This is a genomic window from Streptomyces sp. NPDC001606 (assembly GCF_053596835.1).
The window spans coordinates 21,649-37,899 of sequence record NZ_JBSFHC010000017.1; the positions used below are offsets into that span (position 1 = coordinate 21,649).

At 72.4% G+C, this 16,251-nt stretch carries 13 protein-coding genes; 9 read left to right on the top strand and 4 right to left on the bottom strand.

Translation table 11 applies throughout. From position 1 onward, the window contains the following. Positions 1-160 precede the first annotated feature (160 nt). Genes ACWCV9_RS27115 through ACWCV9_RS27125 form a run of 3 tightly spaced genes read left to right on the top strand, consistent with a single transcriptional unit; the run spans position 161 to position 2,867 of the window. Positions 161-523 carry a bifunctional 3-phenylpropionate/cinnamic acid dioxygenase ferredoxin subunit gene (locus tag ACWCV9_RS27115; RefSeq protein WP_385841102.1) on the top strand — a complete coding sequence of 121 codons (363 nt, stop codon included), beginning with the start codon at positions 161-163 and terminating at the stop codon, positions 521-523. Next, entirely contained in the window at positions 520-1,698 is a 1,179-nt protein-coding gene (locus ACWCV9_RS27120; RefSeq protein ID WP_450790355.1) for an NAD(P)/FAD-dependent oxidoreductase, read from the top strand. The genes ACWCV9_RS27115 and ACWCV9_RS27120 overlap by 4 nt, the downstream gene beginning before the upstream one ends. A 35-nt stretch (positions 1,699-1,733) precedes the next feature. Continuing rightward, entirely contained in the window at positions 1,734-2,867 is a 1,134-nt protein-coding gene (locus tag ACWCV9_RS27125) for an aromatic ring-hydroxylating oxygenase subunit alpha (protein WP_450790357.1), read from the top strand. Between the two features lie 60 nt (positions 2,868-2,927). Here the strand turns inward: ACWCV9_RS27125 and ACWCV9_RS27130 are convergent, their stop codons facing one another. After that, positions 2,928-3,725: an IclR family transcriptional regulator gene (locus tag ACWCV9_RS27130; RefSeq protein WP_385841099.1), complete on the bottom strand. Its 798-nt coding sequence runs from the start codon at positions 3,723-3,725 to the stop codon at positions 2,928-2,930. A 150-nt stretch (positions 3,726-3,875) separates the two neighbouring features. On the opposite strand from ACWCV9_RS27130, the gene betA reads away from it, so the two are divergent. The 6 genes from betA to ACWCV9_RS27160 all read left to right on the top strand — a co-directional run bounded on the left by betA (position 3,876) and on the right by ACWCV9_RS27160 (position 13,864). After that, positions 3,876-5,567 (top strand): choline dehydrogenase, encoded by a 1,692-nt coding sequence (gene betA, locus ACWCV9_RS27135; protein WP_450790359.1) that lies wholly within the window; start codon positions 3,876-3,878, stop codon positions 5,565-5,567. Between the two features lie 86 nt (positions 5,568-5,653). After that, positions 5,654-7,123 carry an aldehyde dehydrogenase family protein gene (locus tag ACWCV9_RS27140; protein ID WP_450790361.1) on the top strand — a complete coding sequence of 490 codons (1,470 nt, stop codon included), beginning with the start codon at positions 5,654-5,656 and terminating at the stop codon, positions 7,121-7,123. Between the two features lie 20 nt (positions 7,124-7,143). Further along, entirely contained in the window at positions 7,144-8,238 is a 1,095-nt protein-coding gene (locus ACWCV9_RS27145; protein WP_450790363.1) for a quaternary amine ABC transporter ATP-binding protein, read from the top strand. Continuing rightward, a complete protein-coding gene (locus ACWCV9_RS27150; RefSeq protein WP_450790365.1) occupies positions 8,235-10,235 on the top strand; it encodes an ABC transporter permease in 2,001 nt (666 codons plus the stop codon). The genes ACWCV9_RS27145 and ACWCV9_RS27150 overlap by 4 nt, the downstream gene beginning before the upstream one ends. Positions 10,236-10,248: 13 nt before the next feature. Then, the gene (locus tag ACWCV9_RS27155; RefSeq protein WP_450790367.1) at positions 10,249-11,214 is read left to right on the top strand and encodes an ABC transporter substrate-binding protein; all 966 of its coding nucleotides are present in this window, start codon (positions 10,249-10,251) and stop codon (positions 11,212-11,214) included. A gap of 211 nt (positions 11,215-11,425) precedes the next feature. Further along, the gene (locus tag ACWCV9_RS27160; protein WP_450790368.1) at positions 11,426-13,864 is read left to right on the top strand and encodes a GcvT family protein; all 2,439 of its coding nucleotides are present in this window, start codon (positions 11,426-11,428) and stop codon (positions 13,862-13,864) included. Between the two features lie 22 nt (positions 13,865-13,886). On the opposite strand, the gene ACWCV9_RS27165 is transcribed toward ACWCV9_RS27160, so the two are convergent. The 3 genes from ACWCV9_RS27165 to ACWCV9_RS27175 are packed head-to-tail and all read right to left on the bottom strand — an operon-like array spanning position 13,887 to position 16,175. After that, a complete protein-coding gene (locus tag ACWCV9_RS27165; protein WP_450790370.1) occupies positions 13,887-14,684 on the bottom strand; it encodes an IclR family transcriptional regulator in 798 nt (265 codons plus the stop codon). Positions 14,685-14,717: 33 nt separating this feature from the next. Further along, on the bottom strand, positions 14,718-15,146 hold the full coding sequence (locus tag ACWCV9_RS27170) for a hypothetical protein (RefSeq protein WP_450790371.1): 429 nt from the start codon (positions 15,144-15,146) through the stop codon (positions 14,718-14,720). Between the two features lie 45 nt (positions 15,147-15,191). Then, a complete protein-coding gene (locus ACWCV9_RS27175) occupies positions 15,192-16,175 on the bottom strand; it encodes an urea transporter (protein ID WP_450790373.1) in 984 nt (327 codons plus the stop codon). Positions 16,176-16,251 lie beyond the last annotated feature (76 nt).

Here is a 16,251-nt window from a genome sequence, read left to right on the forward strand (position 1 = left end):
CTTGCTCACCTGCGCTTTCGCGGGCGCTTCGGGCTGCCCGGGAAACCGGCGCCGGCCCCTGCGCACCCAGGCCGGTGCGCGCCTTGACAAGGCTTCAGAGGCGCCCCCAGACTGACGTTGCGCTCATCGCAATCCGTTTCGCTATACGCACCGAGGTGTCATGATGATTCCCGCGTGCCGCCTCGCGGATCTGCCGCGAGGCGAGGCCTACCGGCTCGACACCGACCCGCCCGTGTCGGTGTTCCACACGGAAGACGGCGAGCTGTTCGCCATCGACGACACGTGCACCCACCAGGACGCCTCGCTCGCCGACGGCTGGCTGGAGGGCTGCGCGGTCGAATGCCCGCTGCACGCCTCGACCTTCGACCTCAGGACCGGAGCCGTGGACGCACCCCCGGCCAGGCTCCCCGTCCGCACCCACGAGGTGGTGGTCGAGGACGGCGTGATCCATGTCCGGCTCTCCACGCAGGCGCCCAACCTGCCGCCGTGCATCGCCGCCCGTGCGGCCCAAGGCCCCGCGTGAGGACGGTGGCCGTGGTCGGCGCCTCCCTGGCCGGACTGTCGGCCGCGCGCGCCCTGCGGCAGCGGGGCTACGACGGCCGGCTGGTCGTCGTCGGGGACGAGCCCCATCGCCCCTACGACCGGCCGCCGCTGTCCAAGGAGTTCCTGGCCGGCACCCTCGACGCGGCGGATCTCGCGCTGGAGCGGGACGACGAGGCACTCGGGGCGGAGTGGCTGCTCGGCGTCCGCGCCACCGGACTCGACCGCGCCGGACGCGCGATCCGGCTCGCCGACGGCCGGGAGGTACGCGCCGACGGCGTGGTGGTCGCCACCGGAGCCGCCGCCCGCACCCTGCCCGGCACCGAGGGACTCGCCGGGGTGCATGTGCTGCGCACCCTCGACGACGCCCGCGCCCTGCGGGACGACCTCGCCCGCGGCGGCCGGCTGGTGGTGATCGGTGCCGGGTTCGTCGGCGCGGAGGTCGCCGCCACGGCGTACACCCTCGGCCTGGACGTGACCATGGTCGAGGCGGCGCCGGCCCCGCTCTCCGGACCGCTCGGCGCGACCATGGGCGGGGTCGTCTCCGCCCTCCACCACGACCACGGCGTACGGCTGTGGTGCGGGGTCGGGGTCAAGGGGCTGAGCGGCGGGCGCCGGGTGTCCGCCGTCCTGCTGGCGGACGGCCGGACCGTGCCCGCCGACACCGTCGTCGTCGGGGTGGGTGCGCGTCCCTGCGTCGACTGGCTGGAAGGCTCCGGCGTGCCGCTCGACAACGGCGTGCGGTGCGGCGCCGACGGGCGCACCGAGGTGGCCGGGGTGGTCGCCGTCGGCGACTGCGCCAACTGGTACGACCCGCACACCGGCGGCCATCGCAGGGTCGAGCACTGGACCGGCGCGCTGGAACGGCCCGACGCGGCGGTCGCCGCGCTGCTCGGGGGCGGTGCGACGCAACCGGTGCCACCCCGGCCGCCGTACTTCTGGTCCGATCAGTACGGAGTGCGCATCCAGTTCGCCGGCCACGCGGCCGGCGCCGACAGCGTGACGGTCGAGGAGGGCTCGACCGACGACCGCAGTTTCCTGGCGGTCTACCGGCGGGCGGGCCGCCCGGTCGCCGTGCTCGGGATGAACCGGCCGCGGGTCTTCACCCGTTGGCGCAAGCAGCTCGGCGCCGCCGCGTCCCACGGCGCCCCGGCGTGATCCACCGACCCTCGACGTCTCCCGAGGAGTGCACCGTGACCTCGACCAGCCTGCCGGACAGCCTGATCGCCACGCTGCCCGGTGCCGCCTACACGGACCCCGCGGTCTTCGCCCAGGAGCAGGAGCGCATCTTCGAGACGATGTGGTTCTGCGTCGCCCGCGCCGCCGACCTGCCGAAGCCCGGCGCCTTCCGCACCGTCGACGTGGGCCGCGAGAGCATCCTCGTCACCCGCGCCCGGGACCACTCGGTCCGCGCCTACTTCAACGTGTGCCGGCACCGTGGCGCCAGGCTCCGCACCGAGGGCGCCGGCGAGGTCAGGCGCGCCTTCCAGTGCCCGTACCACGCCTGGACGTACGACCTCGACGGCAGGCTCGTCGCGGCCCCCAACCTCACCAGGATGCCGGACGTCGGCCGTACCGAGTACGGCCTGGTGGGCGTCGCCGTGCGCGAATGGCTCGGCTATGTCTGGGTGTGCCTGGCCGAGGACCCGCCCTCCTTCGAGGAGGACGTCGTCGGCGCGGTGGCCGCCCGGCTCGGCGATGTCGAGTCGATCGAGCACTACGCCGTCGACCGGCTCTCGGTGGGCCGCCGGATCGTCTACGACGTCAGGGCGAACTGGAAGCTCATCGTCGAGAACTTCATGGAGTGCTACCACTGCGCCACGATCCATCCCGAACTCACCGAGGTCCTCCCGGAGTTCGCCGACGGCTATGCCGCCCAGTACTACGTGGGCCACGGCGCGGAGTTCGGGGCGGACATCCAGGGCTTCACCGTCGACGGCTCGGCGGGGCTGGACCGCATCCCGGGGGTGTCCGAGGAACAGGACCGCCGCTACTACGCCATCACCGTCAAACCGCAGGTCTTCATCAACCTGGTGCCCGACCATGTGATCTTCCACCGGATGTACCCGGCCGCCGCCGACCGCACCGTCGTGGAGTGCGACTGGCTCTATCTGCCCGGGGTGGTGGAGAGCGGCCGGGACGTCAGCCGGTCGGTGGAGCTGTTCGACCGGGTCAACCGCCAGGACTTCGAGGCCTGCGAGCGCACCCAGCCGGGGATGGGGTCACGGCTGTACGCCAAGGGCGGGGTGCTCGTGCCCAGCGAGCACCACATCGGTGCCTTCCACGACTGGGTGAACGAGCGTCTCGGTACCCGCCGTCCGGAGTGAGGGATGCCCCCGGCCCGCCGGCGGGCGTCGGCGGGGCCGTGCGGCGGTCGGGCGCCGGGATCAGCCCAGGTACCCCATCCGGTGGCTGATCTCCTCCGCGCCCTTGACCAGCACCGGAGCCAGCTCGTGCAGACGCTCCTCGGTGAACCGGTACGAGGGCCCGGAGGCGCTGATCGACGCGATGACCCGGCCCTCCCGGTCACGGATCGGGGCGGCCATGGCGTGCAGCCCGATCTCCAGTTCCTCCAGCGTCCAGGCGTAACCGCGCTCCCGGGCCGCGGCGAGGTTCTTCTCAAGCTTCGTCTTCGCCGAGATCGTGTGCGGGGTCAGCTTCTTCAGGCCGGCCCGGGCCAGCAGCTCCGCCCGTTCCCCGGCGGGCAGATGGGCCAGCATGATCTTGCCGCTGGAGGTGGCGTGCAGCGGGGTCAGCTGGCCGACCCAGTTGTGCGCGGTGACGGCGGCGGTGCCGCGCACCTGGTAGAGGTTGATCGCATACTGCTCCTGGCGTACGGCGATATTGACCGTCTCGCCGATCTCCTCGGCCAGCCGCTCGCACACCGGTCGCCCCTGCTGGGTGAGGTCGATCCGGGCGGTGACGGCCCCCGCCAGCCGGACGATGCCGAAGCCGAGCCGGTACTTGCCCCGCTCGCCGGTCTGCTCCACGAGACCCCGCGCCTCCAGGGCGCCGAGCAGCCGGAACGCGGTCGACTTGTGCACCTCGATCTCGGCGGCAACCTCGCTCACACCCGCCTCGCCTCGCCGCGCCAGGATCTCCAGCACGCTGATGGCGCGGTCGACGGACTGCACCCCGCCGGACGGCGAGCCGTTCGTTTCGATGTCCGGACTCATGTTGCTCATAACGAAACTATACGCGTGGTAAACAACGCGGACGCAAGTAACAGGCTGGCTACCCAGCCCTTACAAGTTGCGTTGTTCGCAACCTGGTGCGCATTGAGATACCCGTACTAGCATGCCCGGCAATCGACGGCGCGAGTGAGACGAGGCACCATGGCCCTCCTGCACTACGACTTCGTCATCGTCGGCGGCGGATCGGCCGGCAGCGCACTGGCGAACCGCCTCTCGGCCGACCCCGGCAACCGGGTGCTCGTCCTGGAGGCGGGCCGCCCCGACTACCCGTGGGACGTCTTCATCCACATGCCCGCGGCGCTCACCTACCCCATCGGCAGCCGCTTCTACGACTGGCAGTACGAGTCCGAGCCCGAGCCGCACATGGGCGGCCGGCGCATCTACCACGCCCGCGGCAAGGTGCTCGGCGGCTCCAGCAGCATCAACGGCATGATCTTCCAGCGCGGCAACCCCATGGACTACGAGCGCTGGGCCGCCGGACCCGGCATGGAGACCTGGGACTACGCCCACTGCCTGCCCTACTTCCGCCGTATGGAGAACTGCCTGGCGGCCGACCCGGACGACGCGTTCCGCGGCCATGACGGCCCCCTGGTCCTGGAGCGCGGCCCGGCCGTCAACCCGCTCTTCACCGCCTTCCTCCAAGCCACCCGGCAGGCGGGGTACGCCCCCACGGACGACGTCAACGGCTACCGGCAGGAAGGTTTCGCCCCGTTCGACCGCAACGTCCACCGCGGGCGGCGCCTGTCGGCCTCCAAGGCGTACCTCAAGCCCGTGCGCAGGCGGCCCAACCTCACGGTCCGCACCCGCGCCCTCGTCACCCGGGTGCTGTTCGAGGGCAAGCGCGCCATCGGCGTCGAGTACCGGCGCGGCCGCGGCGCGCCCCAGCAGGTCCGGGCCGGCGAGGTCGTCCTGTGCGGCGGCGCCGTCAACACCCCGCAGCTGCTCCAGCTCTCCGGCGTCGGCAACGCCGCCGAGCTGTCCGCCCTCGGCGTCGACGTCGTACACCACCTGCCGGGCGTCGGCGAGAACCTCCAGGACCACCTGGAGGTGTACGTCCAGTACGCCTGCCGGCAACCCGTTTCCGTGCAGCCGTACATGGCGAAGTGGCGGGCCCCCTTCATCGGGCTCCAGTGGCTGCTGCGGACCGGGCCCGCGGCCACGAACCACTTCGAGGCCGGCGGCTTCGCGCGCAGCAACGAGGACGTGGAGTACCCCAACCTGATGTTCCACTTCCTGCCGGTCGCCGTCCGCTACGACGGCTCCGCACCGGCCGGCGGCCACGGCTACCAGGTGCACGTGGGCCCCATGTACTCCGACGCCCGCGGCTCGGTGAAGATCAGGAGCCGGGACCCGCGGGTGAAGCCCGCGCTGCGCTTCAACTACCTCTCCACGGAGCAGGACCGGCGCGAGTGGGTCGAGGCGATCCGGGTCGCCCGCCGCATTCTCGGCCAGCCCGCCCTCGCCCCCTACAACGGCGGCGAGATCTCGCCCGGCCCCTCGGTCGACACCGACGAGGAGATCCTCACCTGGGTGGCCAAGGAGGGCGAGACCGCACTGCATCCCTCGTGCACCTGCGCGATGGGCACCGGCGAGATGTCCGTCGTCGACCCGCTGAGCATGCGGGTGCACGGGCTGGACGGGCTGCGCGTGGTGGACGCGTCCGTGATGCCCTACGTCACCAACGGCAACATCTACGCCCCGGTGATGATGATCGCCGAGAAGGCGGCCGACCTCATCCTCGGCAAGAAGCCGCTGCCGCCGTCCGACGTCGCCTACTACCGCCACCCCGACGCCCGGAAACAGGCGGGACAGGCGGGGGCGCCGACCCCTTGACGGGTGTCGGCCCCGTCGGCCAGGGTGTTCCACCACGAGCAATCCGATGCACCATGCGCAACTGCTTCTCCTCGAAGGGCGTGGCCGTGGCAGATCTGTACGTGGACGGGGAATGGCGCGCCGCGCTGGCCGGCGGCCGCAGGGAGATCCGCTGTCCGGCGGACGGCACGCTCGTGGCGACGGTCCCGGAGGCGACCCGCGCCGACACCGAGGCGGCCATCGCGGCGGCCCGGCTCGCCTTCGACCAGGGCCCCTGGCCGCACACCCCCGAGCGGGAGCGCGGCGCGCTGCTGCTGCGCACCGCCGACATCCTGGAGCGCGACGCCAAGGAGATCGCCCGCGCCGAGTCCCTGGACACCGGCAAGCGCCTGGTGGAGAGCGAGTACGACCTCGCCGACGTCGTCGCCTGCTTCCGTTACTACGGCGGCATCGCCGGCACCAGCGCCGGCCGGGTGGTGGACACCGGCCGCGCCGACGCGCTCAGCCGGGTCGAGTACGAGCCGGTCGGCGTCTGCGGACTGATCACCCCCTGGAACTACCCGCTGCTCCAGGCCTCCTGGAAGGTCGCACCGGCCCTGCTCGCGGGAAACACCGTGGTCCTCAAGCCCAGTGAGCTGACGCCCTCCACCGCCATCCTGCTGATGCGGGCCCTGGCGGAGGCGGGGCTCCCGGCCGGCGCCGCCAACCTCGTGCTGGGCGCCGGCGCCGAGGCCGGCGCGCCGCTGGCCGAACACCCGGACGTGGACCTGGTGTCCTTCACCGGCGGGCTGGAGACCGGACGGCGCGTCATGGCCGCCGCCGCGGCGACGGTGAAGAAGGTCGCGCTGGAACTGGGTGGCAAGAACCCGAACGTCGTCTTCGCCGACGCCGACTTCGACACCGCCGTCGACTTCGCGCTCACCGCCGTCTTCCTGCACTCCGGGCAGGTCTGCTCGGCCGGCGCCCGGCTGATCGTCGAGGACTGCCTGCACGACGCCTTCGTCGACGAGGTCGTGCGCCGCGCCCGGCTCATCCGCCTCGGCGGCCCCTTCGACCCCGGCGCCGAGACCGGGCCGCTGATCTCCGCGCCGCACCGCGAGAAGGTCGAGGCGTACGTCGCCGCGGGCCTCGCCGAGGGAGCCGTACTGCGCTGCGGCGGCGCCCGCCCCGCGGACCCCGCGCTCGCGGGCGGCTTCTACTACCCGCCCACCGTGCTGGACGAGTGCCGGCAGGACATGCGGGTGGTGCACGAGGAGTCCTTCGGGCCCGTCCTCACCGTGGAGCGCTTCCACGACGAGGACGACGCCGTCCGCATCGCCAACGACACGGAGTACGGCCTGGCCGGAGCCGTCTGGACGCAGGACGCGGGCAGGGCCCAGCGGGTCGCGCGCCGGCTGCGCCACGGGACCGTGTGGATCAACGACTACCACCCCTATGTGCCGCAGGCGGAGTGGGGCGGTTTCGGGCGCTCGGGCGTGGGCCGCGAACTGGGGCCGGCCGGCCTCGACGAGTACCGGGAGCCCAAGCACGTCTGGCAGAACATCCAACCCCGGCCGCAGCACTGGTTCCGCGGCTGAACGGCGAAGAGAGGTCGGTCATGACCCCAGCCCAGACCGAGGTGTCGCAGCGGCGCGACACGTCCCAGGACTCGACTGCGCGCACCCCGGTCATCTCCGTGCGCCGGCTGTGGAAGGTGTTCGGGCCGAAGGCCGACGAGGTGCCGGGCTCCGCGGAGTTGTGCGGGCTCAGCCGCCGGGAGCTGATGGAGCGCACCGGGTGCACCGCCGCCGTCCGGGACGTGGACTTCGAGGTGTCGCCCGGCGAGGTCTTCGTCGTCATGGGGCTGTCCGGCTCCGGCAAGTCCACCCTGGTGCGATGTCTGACCCGGCTGATCGAACCCACCGCCGGGGACATCGTCTTCGAGGGCGAGGACATCCGCGGCGCCGACGCCAGACGCCTGCGCGAACTGCGGCGCAGCAAGTTCTCCATGGTGTTCCAGCACTTCGGCCTGCTGCCGCACCGCAGGGTCGTGGACAACGTGGCGTTCGGGCTGGAGATCCGGGGCATGGGCCGGGCCGAGCGGACCAGGCGTGCGCTGGAGACCGTCGAACTGGTGGGCCTCGCCGGATACGAGAACTCCTACCCCGACCAGCTCTCCGGCGGTATGCAGCAGCGTGTCGGACTCGCCCGCGCCCTGGCCGGCGACCCCGACGTCCTCTTCTTCGACGAGCCGTTCTCCGCGCTCGACCCGCTGATCCGCCGTGACATGCAGAGCGAGGTCGTCCGCCTGCACCGCGAGGTCGGCAAGACCATGGTGTTCATCACCCACGACCTCTCCGAGGCGCTGAAACTCGGCGACCGCATCCTGATCATGCGCGACGGCCGGACGGTCCAGTGCGGCACCGGTGACGAACTGGTCGGCGCCCCCGCCGACGACTACGTCCGGGACTTCGTGCGGGACGTGCCGCGCGGCGACGTCCTCACCCTGCGCTGGATCATGCGCCCGCCCGCCGACGAAGACGCCCTGGACGGCCCGGAGTTGGGCCCCGACGTCGTGGTACGCGAGGCGACCCGGGCCGTGCTCGCCGCCGAGAAGCCCGTGAAGGTCGTCGAGAACGGCACGCTGCTCGGCATCGTCGGCGACGAGGAGATCCTCGCGGTGGTCGCGGGGCGGGAGGGCGACGCCCGATGACCGTCGTCCTGGAGAAACCGGAGCGGGCGGCGGCCGCCGAAGAGCCGCCTCGGGGCGCGGACGGGCGCAGGGTCCGCCGGTCCGTGCTGGTGGGCGCGATCCTGGTGGTCTGGCTGGTGCTCTTCGCCGTACTGCGCGGACGGCAGACCCTGTCGCTCGCGGCGGCGGACCTCACCGGTCTGCACCGGTGGATCAACGACCTCGACGACACCGTCGGAGCCCACCGCAACTCCAACCCGCTCTTCCTGTACTTCTTCAACGAGATCCGGCTGGTCATCGACACCCTGGTGACCTTCGTCCAGCAATTGATCTCCCAGCCGTCCGGCACCCGCCCGGTCCCGCAGATCGGCTGGCTCGGTGTCGTGGGGCTGGCCGGCTATGTCTCCTGGGCCGTGGGGAACTGGCGGGTCGCGCTGCTGGCCGTGGCCGGCTTCACCTTCTTCGGGGTGCAGGGCCTGTGGCAGGAGAGCATGGACACCCTGGCGCTCATCCTGTGCGCCGTGCTCGTGGCGCTGCTGTTCGCGATCCCGCTGGGCGTCGGGGCCGGGCTGTCCGACCGCTTCAACCGGGTCATCACCCCCTTCCTCGACTTCATGCAGACGATGCCCACCTTCGTCTACCTGGCGCCGCTCACCCTGTTCTTCCTCATCGGCGGGGCCTCCGCCACCATCGCCACCGTCGTCTACGCGGCCCCGCCGGCGATCCGCATCACGGCACACGCGCTGCGCACGGTGCCCCGCACGACGGTCGAGGCGGCCGAGTCGATGGGCGCCACGCGCCGGCAGACGCTGCTGAAGGTGCTGCTGCCGATGTCCCGACGGACCGTGGTGATGGGCGTCAACCAGACCATCATGGCCGCCCTGGCGATGGTGACCGTCGCGGCCCTGATCGACGCCCCCGGCCTCGGGAAGACCGTCATGCAGGCGCTCCAGTCCCTCGACGTCGGTACGGCCTTCAACGCGGGCCTCGCCATCGTCGTCATGGCGATCGTGCTGGACCGGGTCACGACCGCGGCCGGCGCACGCGAGGAGACCGCGCGGCGATCGGGCGGCCGCTTCGCGAAGTGGCGCCGGCCGCTGCTGGGCGCGGGCGCGGTGCTCACGGCGGTGCTGGTCTACCTCTCGCACACCTATGTGTGGGCGGCGGAGTTCCCCGGCGGCGGCAGCGCCGGAAGCCGCATCGCGAGCGCGGCGGACACCGCGACCACCTGGTTGCAGGACCACCTGTCTGGCCTCACCAACGCCGTCCGCGACGGCCTCACCAACGGCCTGCTCAACCCCTTCCAGTCGCTGCTCACCGACTCCCCGTGGTGGCTCGTCGGCGCCGTCCTGGCCGGCGCGGCCCTGGTGCTGGGCGGCCGGCGCGCCGGCCTCACCACGGCGGTGTGCGTCGGCCTGCTGGTCGGCACGGGCGTCTGGTCGGACGGCATGACCACGCTGGCCTCGACGGTCGTCGCGACGGCGCTGGTCATGGTCCTCGGCGTGGTCGTCGGCGTCTGGATGGGGCGCAGCCGGCTCGCGGACCGGCTGGTGCGGCCCACCCTGGACGCCGCACAGGTCATGCCGCCGTTCGTGTATCTCGTGCCGTTCCTGGCGCTGTTCGGCGCCACCCGGTTCACCGCGATCGTCGCGGCCGTCGTCTACGCGGCGCCCGTCGCCATCAAGATCATCGCGGACGGGGTGCGCGGCGTGCCCCGGTCCACCGTGGAGGCGGCCACCTCGGCCGGGTGCACCACCTGGCAGATCATCACCAAGGTCCAGCTGCCGATGGCACGCGGCGCCCTGACGCTCGCGGTCAACCAGGGCCTGATCTATGTGCTGTCGATGGTGGTGGTGGGCGGCCTGGTAGGGGCAGGCGCCCTCGGCTACGACGTCGTGGCCGGATTCTCGCGGGGCGAGCTGTACGGCAAGGGGCTGGCGGCGGGACTCGCCATCGTCCTGCTCGGAGTCATGTTCGACCGGATCACTCAGGCTGCGGCGCGACGCACGCGGGCATAAGGAGCACGACACCATGGCACACCACTGGCGCGCCGGCGCGGCCGGCCTGGCCATCCTCGCCCTCACCCTCACGGCCTGCGGCGGGGCGAAGGTCGGCGACACCGGCTCCGCGGGCGCGAAGGCCTCCCACGGCGCCTGCGGCACCTTCAACCTGGCCGTCAACCCCTGGGTCGGCTACCAGGCGGACGCGGCGGTCGTCGCGTACGTGGCACAGCACGACCTGGGCTGCACCGTGAAGAAGAAGGACCTGAAGGAGGAGATCGCCTGGCAGGGCTTCGGGACCGGTGAGGTGGACGCCGTCCTGGAGAACTGGGGCCACGACGATCTGAAGAAGAAGTACATCACCGAGCAGAAGACGGCCGTGGAGGCGGGCCCCACCGGCAACAAGGGCGTCATCGGCTGGTTCGTGCCGCCGTGGCTGGCCAAGGCTCACCCGGACATCACCGACTGGAAGAACCTCGACACGTACGCCGACCGGTTCCGCACCTCCGAGTCGGGTGGCAAGGGTCAGCTGCTCGACGGCGACCCGTCGTACGTCACCAACGACGCCGCCCTGGTCAAGAACCTGAAACTGGACTTCAAGGTGGTGTACGCGGGCAGCGAGACCGCGCTCATCCAGGCCTTCCGCACCGCCGAGAAGAACAAGCAGTGGGTGATCGGCTACTTCTACGAGCCCCAGTGGTTCATGTCGGAGGTGCCGCTGGTGAAGGTCGGCCTGCCCGCCTACAGGAAGGGGTGCGACGCCGACGCGGCGAAGGTCGCCTGCGACTACCCCGTGTACGACCTCGACAAGATCGTCAGTGCGGGCTTCGCCCGGTCGGGCAGCCCGGCGTACCGGCTGGTGAAGAACTTCACCTGGACGAACGACGACCAGAACACGGTGGCCAGGTACATCGCCGTGGACAAGATGTCGGACGACGCGGCGGCGAAGAAGTGGGTCGAGGCGAACCGGGACAAGGTGGCCGCCTGGCTGAAGTGACCCGGGCCCCGGGAAGGCCGGTCCACCACGCCCGGCGGGCGGTGCGCACAACGGCGCGCCGTCTGCCGGGCGTTGCCGCTTTCCGGGCCGTTTCGCGCCGTCACCGCCCCCCTTGACACCCCTCCGCGGCGACGGGCACATTGAGTTGCGCAGCCTGAACCAAGTTGCGTAGAAAGCAACTTTGTCGGCCTCAATGTGCGGAGGTTGAGCGATGGCGGGACCCCGAGTGGTCATCATCGGAGCGGGCGTCGTGGGAGCGGCCCTGGCGGACGAGATCTCCGCCCGAGGCTGGACCGAGGTGACCGTGGTCGACCAGGGCGACGTCCCCGCCACCGGCGGCTCCAGCTCGCACGCCCCCGGCCTGGTCTTCCAGACCAACTCCGCCCGGACCATGACCGAACTGGCCCGCTACACCGTCGAGAAGTTCTGCTCCCTCGACGTCGACGGCGAGCCCTGCTTCCTCCAGGTCGGCGGCCTGGAGGTGGCCACCACCCCCGAGCGCCTCGCGGAACTGCACCGCCGGCACGGCTGGGTCACCGCCTGGGGGGTGGAGGCGCACCTGCTCACCCCGGACGAGTGTGTGCGGCGGCATCCGCTCGTCGACCGGGACCGGGTCCTCGGCGGCCTGCTGGTGCCGACCGACGGCCTCGCCAGGGCCGTGCTCGCCGTCGAGGCGCAGCTGCGCCGGGCCACCGCGCGCGGCGTGCGCGTCCTGGCCCGCCACGAGGTCCTCGACGTGCTGACGGCCGACGGCGCGGTGACCGGCGTGCTGACCGACCGCGGCGAGATCCCCGCCGACATCGTCGTCTGCTGCGCCGGCATCTGGGGCCCGCGCATCGCCCGCATGGCCGGGATGAACCTCCCCCTCACCCCGCTCGCCCACCAGCTCGCCTGGACCGGCCCCGTCCCCGCCCTCGCCGGCCAGAGTCAGGAGGCGGTGCGGCCGATCCTGCGCCACCAGGACGCCGACCTCTACTACCGGGACCGCTTCGACCGCCTCGGCATCGGTTACTACGGCCACCGCCCCATGCCCGTCTCCGCGGACGACATCCTCTCCGTGGACGAGGCCGAGTCGATGCCGTCCGTGCTCGCGTTCACCGAGGAGGACTTCGCGGACGCCTGGACCGAGACCCAGTCCCTGCTGCCCGCGACGAAGGAGGCCGGGATCGAGCAGGGCATCAACGGCCTGTTCTCCTTCACCACCGACAACTTCCCGCTGCTCGGCCCGTCCCCGGACGTCCAGGGCTTCTGGGTCGCCGAGGCCGTCTGGGTCACCCACTCCGCGGGCGTCGGCCGGGCCATGGCCGAGTGGCTGGTCGACGGCTACTGCTCCTCCTTCGACCTGCACGAGTGCGACGTCAACCGCTTCGAGCCGCACCAGCTCGCCCCGGAGTACGTGCTGGCCCGCGACTGCCGGAACTTCGAGGAGGTGTACGACATCCTCCACCCCCTCCAGCCCTCCGGCGCCCCCCGCCCGATCCGGACCAGCCCCTTCTACAGCCGCCAGCAGGAACACGGCGCGTTCTTCCTGGAGGCGAACGGCTGGGAGCGCCCGCAGTGGTACGAGGCCAACGCGGGCCTCCTCGACGGCCGTTCGATCCCCACCCCGGACGAGTGGGCCGCCCGGTACTGGTCACCGATCGTCGGCGCCGAGGCGCAGGTCACCCGCGAGACGGCCGCCCTGTACGACATGACCGCGCTCAAGCGCCTGGAGGTCACCGGCCCCGGTGCCGCCGGCTTCCTGGAGCGGCTGTGCACCGGCCGGGTCGCCAAGTCGGTCGGCTCGGTGACCTACACCCTGCTGCTCGACCAGGGCGGCCGCATCCGCAGCGACATCACCGTCGCCCGCCTCGCCCCCGACCGCTTCCAGGTCGGTGCCAACGGCAACCTCGACCTCGACTGGTTCTCCCGCCACCTGCCCGCCGACGGCACGGTCCAGGTCCGCGACATCACCGCCGGCACCTGCTGCATCGGCCTGTGGGGGCCGCTCGCCCGCGAGGTGCTGCAACCGCTGACGGACGACGACTTCTCCGCCGAGGGCCTGCGGTACTTCCGCGCCCGGCACGCCTACATCGGCTCGGTGCCCGTCACCGCGCTGCGCCTCTCCTACGTCGGCGAACTCGGCTGGGAGCTGTACACCACCGCCGACCAGGGCCTGAAACTGTGGGACACGCTGTGGCGGGCGGCCGAGCCGCTCGGCGGGATCATCGCCGGCCGCGGCGCCTTCAACAGCCTGCGTCTGGAGAAGGGTTACCGCTCCTTCGGCACCGACATGACCTATGAGCACGACCCCTACGAGGCCGGCCTCGGCTTCGCCGTCCGGCTCGACAAGGACGACTTCGTCGGCAAGGCCGCACTGGAGCGCCGCGCGGCGGAGGTACGGCGGAAGCTGACCTGCCTCACCCTCGCCGACCCGCGGTCCGCCGTCCTCGGCAAGGAGCCGGTGTACGACGGTGAGCGCGCCGTCGGCCATGTCACCAGCGCCGCCTACGGCTACACGGTCGGCACCGGGATCGCGTACGCGTGGCTCCCGGCGGAGCTGGCGGTGCCCGGCCGGACCGTGCACATCGGGTACTTCGGACGGCGCGTGGCGGCGGTGGTGGCGCAGGAGCCGCTGTTCGATCCGGCCATGTCCCGGCTGCGCGGGTGAGGGTCCGCCGGGTGCCCGCGGCTCAGCCCAGGTGGCCCATGCGGTGGCTGATCTCCTCGGCGCCCTTGAGCAGCGCGGGCGCCAGGGCGTGGATGCGGTCCTCGGTGAAGCGGTAGGCCGGCCCCGACGCGCTGAGGGCGGCGACGACCTCGCCGTCATGGGAGCGGATCGGGGCCGCCATCGCGTGCAGGCCCAGCTCCAGCTCCTCCAGCGTCACCGCGTAGCCGCGCGTCCGGGCCTCGGCGAGGTCCTTCTCGAGCCGCGTCCTCGCGGTCAGGGTGTGCGGCGTCAGCTTGCGCAGCCCCGCCGCCGCGAGGATCCGGGCGCGCTCCCGCTCCGGCAGGTGGGCCAGCAGGATCTTGCCGCTGGACGTGGCGTGCACCGGGGTGAGCTGGCCGACCCAGTTGTGCGCCCCGACCGCGCCGGGGCCGCGCTCTTGGTGGAGGTTGACCGCGTAATGCTCCTGGAGCACCGCGATGTTGATGGTCTCGCCGATCTCCGCCGCGAGCCGCTCGCACACCGCCCGGCCCTGCTGGGTGACGTCCAGCCGGCCCGTCACCGCGCCCGCGAGGCGTACGATCCCGAAGCCCAGCCGGTACTTGCCCCGCTCGGCCGACTGCTCGACCAGGCCCCGCGCCTCCAGCGCCCCGAGCAGCCGGAACGCGGTCGACTTGTGGACGTCGATCTCGGCGGCGACCTCGGTGACCCCGGCCTCGCCGCGCCGCGCCAGGATCTCCAGGACGCTGATCGCACGGTCGACGGACTGCACCCCGCCCGCCGCGGCGCCCGCTGGGTCGCCGTCCGAGACTCGGTTGCTCATGGCGCAACTATAGGGTGACGGCGATCGCCGCCGTCAGCCGATGAGCGAGCGGAACTGCTCGATGGTGCGGCGCCGCATGGTGAGGAAGGCGATCCAGGAGCCGTCGGCGCAGTGCAGCCGGAACCGGGCCATCAGCTGGAGCCTGGGCCGGCGTTCGACCCGGGTCACCCAGGACCGCGGCACCTCCCACACCGGGGTGCCGTCCAGGGGCTTGACCAGTCCGACGCGCTGGTCGGTCACGCGCAGCAGCAGCGCGCCGGAGGTCTGCGGCAGACCCGAGGCGATGCTGCCGGCCCGGCCGGACTGCGCGCCGACGCTGTTGACCAGCTCGTTCCCGAGGAAGCTTCCGGCGTTCACGCCGATGCCCTTCGCGCTCTTGGCGGGGACGACGGTGCCGTAGCCCAGGAGCCGCTCCCCGGGGGCCAGCTGGTTATGTGCGGAGCGCTCGCGCAGTTCGGACATGGCCATGATCATAGGTGGTGCCCGGGTAGCCGACGGCACCGGTGGTCACGCCGGCCGCCGGTGCAGGATCCGCGGGAAGGACCGGGCGGCGGCCAGGAAGCAGAGCGTCGTCAGCACGAACGGCCAGGTGAGCGGATGCCCGCCGGAGGGGGCGAGCAGACCGGCGACGGCCGGGGTGAGCGCGGTCGCGGTGGCCGCGCCGAGCAGCGCGTAGAGCAGGGTCGCGCGGGTGGCGGCCAGGAACACCCCGCAGAGCGCCAGCGCGACGAGCACCGCGTTGCAGCCCATCGTGCCGTCGGCGATGCGTGCGGCCGGCGTCCCGAGCGCCCAGGCCGTCAGGAGGCCCGTGGCGCTGCCGGAACTGGCCACCCATCCCGCCGTCCGGCTCGCCAGGAACAGGCCGGCGAGCAGCAGGGCCCCGGCGTACCACTGATCCAGGAAGAAGACCTGGGAGAGGTTGCGGAAGAACGCCGCCCCCACGGCGTCCGGTCCGAGGAGCGCCGGCCCGGAGGCGGCGCGGGGCGGCGCGGCCCCGCTCCCGCCGTGCGGCCAGACCCGCCGGAACCCGGGCGCGGCCAGGGTGACCGCGCCCGCCAGCAGGCAGTACGGCATGGTCAGCGGCGGCAGCTCCCAGGTGTGCAGCAGCCGTACGACGGCGGCCGTGACGACCGTGACGACGAGGCAGGCCGCGGCGGCGAGCAGCGCCGTGGCCGGCCTGCCCGCGTCGAGGAACACCGCCAGACAGAGCGCGGTCAGCGCGGAGTTGAAGCCCTCCAGCCCGGCCCGCACCCGGTCGCGGGCCACCCCCAGCAGTTCCGCGGCGGCGGTGCCGAGGGCGGCGCCGCCCACGGCGTAGGCGGCGTACCGCCAGTCCGCGGCCAGCAGCGCCAGCCCGAAGACGGCGCCCGCCCGGGCGTTGTCCAGGAACATGACCTGGGCGAGGCCGCGCAGCACCCGCGCCGGGAACTCCGCGCCCTCTCCGCCGACCGCGTTCCGTCTCTCCAGGCGCACCAATCTCAAGCCCCCCACGCGGTCCTTCTTCCATCAAGCGACATTTTGTTTCCGCAATACGATATCGCCAGGGTTGGGGGTGGGGGAGACCCAG

Coding starts and splice junctions, on each gene's coding strand:
- ACWCV9_RS27160 (WP_450790368.1), top strand. CDS start 11,426: ATGGCGGGACCCCGAGTGGTCATCATCGGAGCGGGCGTCGTGGGAGCG.
- ACWCV9_RS27170 (WP_450790371.1), bottom strand. CDS start 15,146: ATGTCCGAACTGCGCGAGCGCTCCGCACATAACCAGCTGGCCCCCGGG.
- betA (WP_450790359.1), top strand. CDS start 3,876: ATGGCCCTCCTGCACTACGACTTCGTCATCGTCGGCGGCGGATCGGCC.
- ACWCV9_RS27165 (WP_450790370.1), bottom strand. CDS start 14,684: ATGAGCAACCGAGTCTCGGACGGCGACCCAGCGGGCGCCGCGGCGGGC.
- ACWCV9_RS27155 (WP_450790367.1), top strand. CDS start 10,249: ATGGCACACCACTGGCGCGCCGGCGCGGCCGGCCTGGCCATCCTCGCC.
- ACWCV9_RS27130 (WP_385841099.1), bottom strand. CDS start 3,725: ATGAGCAACATGAGTCCGGACATCGAAACGAACGGCTCGCCGTCCGGC.
- ACWCV9_RS27150 (WP_450790365.1), top strand. CDS start 8,235: ATGACCGTCGTCCTGGAGAAACCGGAGCGGGCGGCGGCCGCCGAAGAG.
- ACWCV9_RS27115 (WP_385841102.1), top strand. CDS start 161: ATGATGATTCCCGCGTGCCGCCTCGCGGATCTGCCGCGAGGCGAGGCC.
- ACWCV9_RS27145 (WP_450790363.1), top strand. CDS start 7,144: ATGACCCCAGCCCAGACCGAGGTGTCGCAGCGGCGCGACACGTCCCAG.